The organism is Lelliottia sp. 7254-16 (assembly GCF_002922995.1).
GTDB classification, from domain to species: Bacteria; Pseudomonadota; Gammaproteobacteria; order Enterobacterales; family Enterobacteriaceae; genus Enterobacter; species Enterobacter jeotgali.
Genome location: NZ_PQVS01000018.1, coordinates 105,867 through 113,336, shown reverse-complemented (window position 1 = coordinate 113,336; position 7,470 = coordinate 105,867). Strand labels below are relative to the sequence as shown.

Below are 7,470 nucleotides of genomic sequence, written 5' to 3'. Positions count from 1 at the left end.
GTAGCGGGCGAAATGCCGTAGTGACGGCAAAGAGAACGGATGTTCGCCCCGTCTTGCGAGGCGAACAGAACAAACTCGGTACGTAATGACATGGTATCTCTCGCATCCCAGGGCATAAGCGACTCCAAAAACGGGTTCGTATGCCTTAGTTGTAAGTGTCTACCATGTCCCCGAACAAGTGTTCATGATGTCCCCGGACCGTACACCCAAAGGGAGAGGGGACAGTTCGGTTTTTCTCCCTCTCCCTGTGGGAGAGGGCCGGGGTGAGGGCATCAGACCGCACCTACTGCTCAATCAGCAACGCTTCCAGCAAATCCAAATCGTGCAGCAGTTTTTGCAGCGTCTCGTTGCTGATCTGGCGCGTGGCGCGCAAGTGGTAAAGCTCGGCGCGCTCTGAACGCAGCGCTGCCAGACGGAAGCGGCGCTCCAGATCCTCTTCCTGCATTGAGCTTTCTACGTCGTTACGCCCATCGGCGCGGCGACGCAGATTACCAATCACCCGCGAGCTGACCTCTTTCAGCAGCTGATTATCGATATTCTCTTCGGCATCCGACGCCAGGCGCTCTTCCATCTTCTCGATGGCGACAATCGCCACTTCAGCCGTCGCGGCGCGCGCGATACGCTCCTCTTTATGCTGCTGAGAATGGTCGGCCACTTCCAGGTGTTGTAGCAGAATCGGCAGCATTACCACGCCGATAAACAGCGAGAACAGGATCACGCCAGCGGCCAGGAACACCAGCTCGTAACGTGCCGGGAAGACGTTGCCATCCGGGAGCAGCAGCGGAATCGAGAGCACACCGGCGAGGGTAATTGCCCCGCGCACACCCGCAAACGAGGCAATCAGCAACTCGCGCGTGGACCAGGAGCCAAACTCCATCGGTTTCTTGTGCAGAAAACGCACGCTGAATTTTTTCATCGTCCACAGCCAGCCGAAACGCACCAGCATCAGCGCCAGATAAATCAGCACGATATCGGTAAACAGCATCCAGGTTTCGACGTTCGGATCGGCTTCTGCCGCCACCAGTGAGGATTCGAGAATACCGGGCAGTTGCAGGCCCAACAGCAGGAACACCATGCCGTTAAAGACAAACTCCAGCATCGCCCAGGTGCTGTTGGCGCGCAGACGCATCGCCAGCGGCGCACGGCGCATTACGCCCGCGCGGGTGATGGTCATCCCCGCCGCAACAGCCGCCAGAATGCCCGACACGCCGATATGTTCGGCAATCAGGTAAGAGGCAAACGGCAGCAAGAACAGCAGGACGATCTGTGTGGCGGGCTCGTCACCGCCCCAGCGGCTGAGGAACCCGAGCGAGCGGCCATACAGCCAGCTCACCACAAACCCGGCGAGGATGCCGCCGATCGCCACTTTGAAAAATTCAACGGTCGCGCCGCCGATGGTGAAAATCATGGTTCCCATCGCCACGGCGACGGCAAATTTCAACGCCACCAGGCCGGAGGCGTCGTTCATCAGCGCCTCGCCCTGCAGGATGCCCATGATTTTCTTCGGTATACGGCCTTCACCGACAATCCCGGAAAGAGCCACCGCATCCGTAGGCGACAGCACGGCGGCCAGCGCGAACGCAGGGATCAGCGGGATGCCCGGGACTATCCAGTAAATCAGGAAACCAATCCCAACCACGGTGACGACAACCAGCGCCAGCGCGAGGCCAAATATCTCTCGCCCGTGCTCAAGAAACTCGCGCGTCGGCGTTTTCCAGCCGTCGGCAAACAGCAGCGGCGGAATGAACAGCACGAGGAACAGCTCGGGATCGAACTCCACGTGCAGGCCAAACGTCGGCCACGCGAGCAGCGCGCCTATGGCGATTTGCATTAGCGGGAGAGGTAACTGGAAGGGCAGTACGCGGGTGACTACCCCGGAAAGTGAGACCACAAGGGTCATGATGAGTATTGTGAAGAAGATTTCCATGCGTTCCCTGTTTGCGTGTTTCTTATTGTCTAAAACATGAAGCGTCGTGCCTCTATTCTACATTTCCCAGAGTAACGCAAAAGACAACGATGTGCGGTCCGAAAATAAAAACGGGCGGCCTAAGCCACCCGTTTTCGCAGGAAAAGACAACTTAGATTGCCCAGCCGCCCGCATAGAACGCCACCAGCGCGACCGCAATCACTACGGTGCCGATGTTCAGCTTGCGCCACTCGCCGGAGACCAGACGACCAATCACCAGCGAGGCAAAACCGATCATGATGCCGGTCACGATGTTACAGGTCAGGACGATAAACACGGCGGTAATCAGGCCGGACATCGCATCGACGAAATCAGCAAAATCGATTTTCGCGACGTTGCTCAGCATCAGCAGGCCGACGTACATCAGCGCAGGTGCGGTCGCGTAAGCCGGAACCAGATAAGAGAGCGGAGAGAGGAACAGGATCAGCAGGAACAGCACGCCGACGGTGATCGCCGTCAGACCGGTTTTACCGCCTGCCGCCGTACCCGCAGCGGACTCGATGTACACCGCCGCCGGAGCCGCCCCGACCAGGCCGGAGAACACGCTGCTCAGGGAGTCGGTGGTCAGCGCTTTGCCGCCATCAATAATTTGCCCGTCTTTGTCCAGCAGGTTCGCCTGGCCTGCAACCGCGCGGATGGTGCCGGTGGCATCAAACACGGCGGTCATTACCAGCGCCAGAACGCTTGGCAGAACGATAGGGTTCAGCGCGCCAACGATGTCCAGGCTGCCAATCAGAGAGTTACCCTGATCGTCACTCAGGGACGGCATGGCGAAGATGCCAGAGAAGTGCACGGTCGGGTCGAAAATCAGACCCACAATGGACACACCGATAATGGTCAGCAGGATGCCGCCCGGCACTTTCAGTTTTTCCAGGCCGATAATCACTGCCAGGCCAATCAGGGACATGATCACCGGGAAGCTGGCGAAGTGGCCCATCGTAACCGGCAGGCCGTCCAGCGGGTTTTTGATAACCAGACCGACGCCGTTCGCCGCAATCAGCAGCAGGAACAGGCCGATACCAATACCCGTGCCGTGCGCCACGCCCTGCGGCAGGTTGCGCAAGATCCAGCTACGAATCCCGGTAGCAGAAATAATGGTGAACAGCACACCCATCAGGAACACCGCACCCAGCGCAACCGGCACGCTGATGTGCTGGCCCAGCACCAGGCTGAACGCCGTAAAGGCAGTCAGAGAGATTGCGCAGCCAATCGCCAGCGGCAGATTAGCCCACAGGCCCATGACGATGGAGCCTACGCCCGCGACCAGACAGGTGGCGACAAATACGGCCGCAGGCGGGAAGCCCGCTTTGCCCAGCATGCCCGGCACCACGATGACGGAGTAAACCATCGCCAGAAACGTCGTCAGACCTGCAAGAACTTCCTGACGCACGGTGCTGCCGCGAGCAGAAATTTTAAACATGGCGTCGAGTGAACCGCCGGTACGCGCTGAAGGCGTAGACATAGCAAACATCCCCTGAGAAATTTTTATCATTCGTCTGTAAGCGTGGTGGACAATTCCACTGCCAGCGAAACGTCAAATCCTTGTGCTGCGTTTGCGACGAATAGGGGCGTCACAAAAAAAGCAAACGTTTAGCTCCGCGCTTACAAAACGGGTGTTGAATTGAAGGCAAACGATTATCTAGCGTAATACAGCCCCTTTTCAACTGAACTTTATCGTTTATCGCTAAAATTCCCTTATGACGCTGAAGAAATAAGCAGAGGATGCGCAAACGTTATCGTGAATGCGCAATTTGATAACAATCTACGACTCACCGGGGATATCGAGTGGGCCGCCCTGCTGAATCGCACGCTGCCAGGCGGGACGCATTTCGACCCGTTTTTTCCACGCCTGGGTATGCGGAAGATTGTCGATCCCGCCGCGCGCCAGCAGCGCGAAAATTGGATAGGTCATCTGGATATCGGCCATGCTGAGCTGTTCACCCGCGAACCAGCTGTTCTCACTCAGATGGGACTCAATGTAGCGGGCGTGGGTCTCGAGCTGTGGATTGAGCCAGGCTTTCTGCACGCCGCCGCCCAGTACTTTGCCGAGCGAGCGCATGCCAAACGGGATCGGCGGCTTGCCGAGGCTGGCGAACACCAGTTTCATCAGCAGGAGTGGCATCAGCGATCCCTCTGCGTAGTGCAGCCAGAAGCGGTACTGGATTTTGTTCGCCGCATTTTCGGGCTTGAGCTGCGACTGCGGGTCATAGGTTTCTTGCAAATATTCCAGAATCGCGCCGGACTCCGCGAGGATCAGCCCGTTGTCCTCAATCACCGGTGATTTGCCCAGCGGATGCACTTTCTTCAGCGACGGCGGCGCCATCATGGTTTTTTCTCGCTGATAGCGGACGATTTGGTACGGCACGGACAATTCTTCGAGCGCCCAAATAACGCGCTGGGAACGGGACTGGTTCAGGTGGTGGAGCGTCAGCATGGTGTTCTCCTGTAATTCATACAAACTAACTATAGAAAATTGCACGACATGGCGAAAAACTTTTGCCGAGATTCTGTCCACGGCGACTGGCGAACAGCGGGGTTTTGCATACAATTAAAGTGTCAACACAAACCGGAACCTCCCCAACGTGCTCGACATGAGGGGTGTTGATGTCGGGGGAAACCCTCCCGTGAACCAGCGGGATAGAGAGAAAGACAAAGACCGGGAATAAACTAAAGCGCCTTCGTTTGGCGCTTTAGTTTTTTCTGGGGTCCGTGCGGTTGTTTTGCCGGGTGACGGCTGCGCCTTACCCGGCCTACGGTTTACGTGCAGTTTGCAGGTTTTGTAGGCCGGATAAGCACAGCGCATCCAGCAAACATGTAGGTGCAGTTTGCAGGTTTTGTAGGCCGGATAAGCGCAGCGCATCCGGCAAACATGTAGGTGCAGTTTGCAGGTTTTGTAGGCCGGATAAGCGCAGCGCATCCGGCAAGCAGGCCGCACAAACTCAATCCTCCTCCAACAATCGCGCCCCGGTCCCCTGTGCGCCCAGCGTATCGCCCGGATTTCGCAGCGGACAATCGCTGCGCGACAGGCACCCGCAGCCGATACATCCGTCCAGTTCATCACGCAGCGCCACTAAGGTATGAATGCGTCGATCCAGCTCCTCGCGCCACTGGGAAGAAAGCTCTTTCCACTCTTTGGCACTCAGAGAATGGCCTTCCGGCAATACGCCAAACGCGTCGCCAATGGTCGCCAGCGGAATACCAATCCTTTGCGCAATTTTGATAATCGCCACGTAGCGCAGCACGTCACGCGTGTAACGACGCTGATTTCCCCCGTTGCGGATACTTTTAATTAAACCTTTGCTTTCATAGAAATGCAGCGCCGAGACGGCTACCCCGCTACGCTTGGCGACCTCCCCCGGCGTCAGCAGCGCCTTAATTCTGGGCAATCTCTTTTCCATAAAACCTCTTTACCTCAAGTTAACTTGAGGAATTATACTCCCCCGCAGAGAAAACGACGAATCAACAGAGAAAGTTGTATCTAAAGAGGGGTAACCTTATGTCGCATCAGCAGATTATTCAGACTTTGATTGAATGGATTGATGAACATATCGACCAACCGTTAAATATTGACGCTGTCGCTAAAAAGTCGGGCTATTCGAAGTGGTATTTGCAGCGGATGTTTCGCACCGTTATGCATCAAACGCTGGGGGATTACATCCGCCAACGGCGTTTACTGCTGGCTGCTCAGGCACTACGGTCGACCAAACGGCCGATTTTTGATATCGCGATGGATTTAGGCTATGTCTCGCAGCAGACATTCTCTCGGGTGTTCCGCCGCGAATTTGATCGTACCCCGAGCGATTACCGCCACCAGCTGAATTAAGTGGTGCGGGGGGTAAGCACTCCAACAGGCTGTTGCTGCCAGGTCATAAATTCCTGCGGCGGCATCGCCTTCGCAAAGTGCCAGCCCTGACAATATTGTACGCCGCGCTTCAGTAGCCAGGTGACCTGCTCCGCCGTTTCCACCCCTTCTGCAATGGTTTTTAACCGCAGGCTTTGGGCCATCTCAATGATGTGCTCAGCAATCAGGTGGCTGGTGCTGTTGGTCGTCAGGGTATCGATAAAGGATTTATCGATTTTCAGGATATCGACGTTAAGCGAATACAGATTGTGTAAGTTCGAATAACCGGTGCCGAAATCGTCGATGGCCACTTCATAACCCGCCTGGCGAAACGCCTGAATCACTGGCGTTGTTTTTGGCACATCAATAAATCCGCGCTCCGTCACTTCAATTTTTATCTGCTGTGCCCGCACCGAATAGTGCCGCGCTTTATCTGAGATCAGCGCAATCAAGCGCGACGAATGGAAATCAGACGCGGACAGGTTAATCGAGATATAAAGATGCGGATTATTACCGAGGAAATCACCCAGATCGTTAAACACCTCTTCGACAACGTAGTCGGTGATGCGCTCAATCATTCCCTCTTTCTCTGCCAGTGGAATAAATTCAGCGGGGCTCATCACCTGACCGTTAAATCCGGGCCAGCGCAGCAGCGCTTCGGCACCCACACAGCAGTTATTTTTAATATCAATGATCGGCTGATAGTGAACGCACAGCTGGCGCTTATTAAGTGCGCGATGCAATAAGCGTCCTGGCGAATTAAATTCACGATGCGTGCGCGACCAGACCAATAGAATAATAATGCTGCAAATCATCCCCAGCGGCAGCGTTAGCGTGGCCTGGTGATAGAGAATTTCATAAAAACGGGCATTCGATGTGGAAACGATTGCGGCAATAGGACGTTTCGTTGAATTAACGGTTGTATAAAAACGATCGTCTTTTTGTAATGGCTTATCAGCTTTACCAACGAGCGAATGTAATAAAGGAATATCAGCCTGCGGGCTGACGGAAAAGAAAGCGTTAGTCACTGTGTCAAATACACCCCATTCCAGCGAATGGTCTGTCGACATGACTTCGCTGTAGGAAAGCGGATTCACCACCACAACATAATTTCCACGCTGCATATACGTCATTTTATAGCCCGCAAAGAATGGCGTATCGCGGAAATAATAAATAGAGACGTCAGGTTTACGTGTGTAATTTGCGGTAGGTATCAGATAAGGCTTATCGGGTGTCATCACCGTGGAGCAGAGAAACTGCTGGCCTTCGGCATAAATTAAATCGGACACATACAAACGGCCACGCACCACGTTCAACATATATTGCCGATGGGCGGGAGTACAGACATCACCTTGATATTTCTGCGCGGCGTCGCGCGCTAAATCAACTTGTTCAATAACCAGTTCAGTTTTATCTAAAGCAAGTTGCGCAAAAGAACGTAGCTGACTACTTGTTTCGGTGACGGCTCTGAGTTGGGCAAACCATAGCGCAAGCATCACCGGTAGCAAAACTACCATGATGATCCCGACGACCCTCAGCACCTTGCGCCGTGCGCTACGATTCATTTCCGCCCTATATCCCTGCTTTATGTGTGCCTGTAGTAATGAAGGCCGGATGCTTTGATAAACAGGTGATTACGTTGCATGAATCATGCGAAGTTAGC

6 protein-coding genes and 1 pseudogene are annotated in these 7,470 nt (G+C 54.7%); 1 reads left to right on the top strand and 6 read right to left on the bottom strand.

Annotated elements, in window-relative coordinates; genetic code table 11:
* The 5 genes and pseudogenes from C3708_RS20030 to soxR form a co-directional block, all read right to left on the bottom strand.
* A pseudogene (locus tag C3708_RS20030) lies at positions 1–128 on the bottom strand (IS481 family transposase); the annotation flags it as partial.
* Between the two features lie 155 nt (positions 129–283).
* Positions 284–1,927 carry a Na+/H+ antiporter gene (locus C3708_RS20025; RefSeq protein WP_103947465.1) on the bottom strand — a complete coding sequence of 548 codons (1,644 nt, stop codon included), beginning with the start codon at positions 1,925–1,927 and terminating at the stop codon, positions 284–286.
* Between the two features lie 151 nt (positions 1,928–2,078).
* Positions 2,079–3,428, bottom strand: coding sequence for a guanine/hypoxanthine transporter GhxP (gene ghxP / locus C3708_RS20020; protein ID WP_103947466.1), 1,350 nt, complete (start codon positions 3,426–3,428; stop codon positions 2,079–2,081).
* 300 nt (positions 3,429–3,728) lie between these two features.
* Positions 3,729–4,400: a glutathione S-transferase family protein gene (locus tag C3708_RS20010; RefSeq protein WP_103950065.1), complete on the bottom strand. Its 672-nt coding sequence runs from the start codon at positions 4,398–4,400 to the stop codon at positions 3,729–3,731.
* Positions 4,401–4,905: 505 nt separating this feature from the next.
* Positions 4,906–5,364, bottom strand: a complete 459-nt coding sequence (soxR, locus tag C3708_RS20005) for a redox-sensitive transcriptional activator SoxR (RefSeq protein WP_103947468.1) — start codon at positions 5,362–5,364, stop codon at positions 4,906–4,908.
* 98 nt (positions 5,365–5,462) lie between these two features.
* On the opposite strand from soxR, the gene soxS reads away from it, so the two are divergent.
* Positions 5,463–5,789, top strand: coding sequence for a superoxide response transcriptional regulator SoxS (gene soxS / locus C3708_RS20000; protein WP_103947469.1), 327 nt, complete (start codon positions 5,463–5,465; stop codon positions 5,787–5,789).
* On the opposite strand, the gene C3708_RS19995 is transcribed toward soxS, so the two are convergent.
* Entirely contained in the window at positions 5,786–7,372 is a 1,587-nt protein-coding gene (locus C3708_RS19995) for an EAL domain-containing protein (RefSeq protein ID WP_103947470.1), read from the bottom strand. The genes soxS and C3708_RS19995 overlap by 4 nt on opposite strands.
* Between the last annotated feature and the right edge of the window lie 98 nt (positions 7,373–7,470).